The organism is Arhodomonas sp. KWT, from assembly GCF_010993615.1.
This window is the reverse complement of the sequence record NZ_WNXE01000545.1, coordinates 1-1,087: the sequence shown is the minus strand read 5'-3', so window position 1 is coordinate 1,087 and position 1,087 is coordinate 1. Positions and strand designations below refer to the sequence as shown.

The 1,087-nt window shown below is 74.1% G+C and carries 2 protein-coding genes; both read right to left on the bottom strand.

Translation table 11 applies throughout. From position 1 onward, the window contains the following. Positions 1 to 236 (bottom strand): ATP-binding cassette domain-containing protein (locus G7A99_RS20605; protein WP_163143740.1); only part of this gene is annotated, 236 nt, incomplete at its 3' end. Then, on the bottom strand, positions 236 to 1,003 hold the full coding sequence (locus G7A99_RS20600) for an ABC transporter ATP-binding protein (protein WP_163143738.1): 768 nt from the start codon (positions 1,001 to 1,003) through the stop codon (positions 236 to 238). The genes G7A99_RS20605 and G7A99_RS20600, both read right to left, overlap by 1 nt. Between the last annotated feature and the right edge of the window lie 84 nt (positions 1,004 to 1,087).

Below are 1,087 nucleotides of genomic sequence, written 5' to 3'. Positions count from 1 at the left end.
CCGATGCCGGCGCGGGCGATGCGGTAGGCCGGGCGGCCGTCGATGCGCCGGCCCCGGAAGCGGATCGTGCCCGCCCGTGGCGGCGTCAGCCCGGTGATCGCACGCACGGTGGTGGTCTTGCCCATGCCGTTGCGCCCGAGCAGGCTCACCACCTCGCCCTCGCCGACGGTGAGGTCCACGCCGAAGAGGACGCGGCTGCTGCCGTAGGCGCTCTCGACGCCCTCGAGCTCCAGCATCAGAACGACTCCTGCAGGTAGGCGGCCTGCACGTCCGGGTCGTCGCGGACCTCGCCGGGCGGGCCGCTGGCGATCAGCCGCCCGCCGACCAGCACGCTCAGGGTGTCGGCGAGGCGGAAGACCACGTCCATGTCGTGCTCGATGAGCAGGACCGCGTAACGCGCGCGCAGGCGCTCCAGCAGCGAGGCGACGACCTCGCTCTCCGCCGCGCCCATGCCGGCCATGGGCTCGTCGAGCAGCAGGACCTGCGGCTCGGTGGCCAGCGCCATGGCGATCTCGAGCTGGCGCTTCTGGCCGTGGGCGAGGGCGGCGACGCGGTGTCCGCCGGCATCGGCGAGGCCCACCTGCTCCAGCGCGGCGTCCGCCGCGTCGGTGAGCCGCCGGTCCCGGGCGGCGTTGCCGAAGAAGTGGAAGTGGTGGCGGGCCCGGGACTGCACGGCGAGGGCGACGTTCTCCCGCACCGTGAACGACTCGAACACGGCGGTGATCTGGAACGAGCGGGCAATGCCGAGACGGGCCCGTGCCGGCATGTCCAGCGCGGTGACGTCGCGGCCGTCGAGGTGGATACTGCCCTCGTCCGGGCGCAGCTCGCCGCTGAGCTGTGCCAGCGCGGTGGTCTTGCCGGCGCCGTTGGGGCCGATCAGCGCGTGCACCCGCCCGCGCTCGAGCGCCAGCGAGAGGCCGTCGGTGGCCTGCAGGCCGCCGAAGCGCTTGTACAGCGCGCGCGCCTCGAAGGTCGGGACCGCCGCCGCCTGTGCCTCAGTCATTGCCGTCCCCCCCGTCCGGACAGGGCACCGTAGAGGCCGCCGCGGAAGAACAGCACCGCCAGCACCAGCACCGGCCCGAGCACC

What these genes read in the sequence shown, in the direction of transcription:
- G7A99_RS20600 (WP_163143738.1), bottom strand. Translation starts at nt 1,003, where the DNA reads ATGACTGAGGCACAGGCGGCGGCGGTCCCGACCTTCGAGGCGCGCGCG.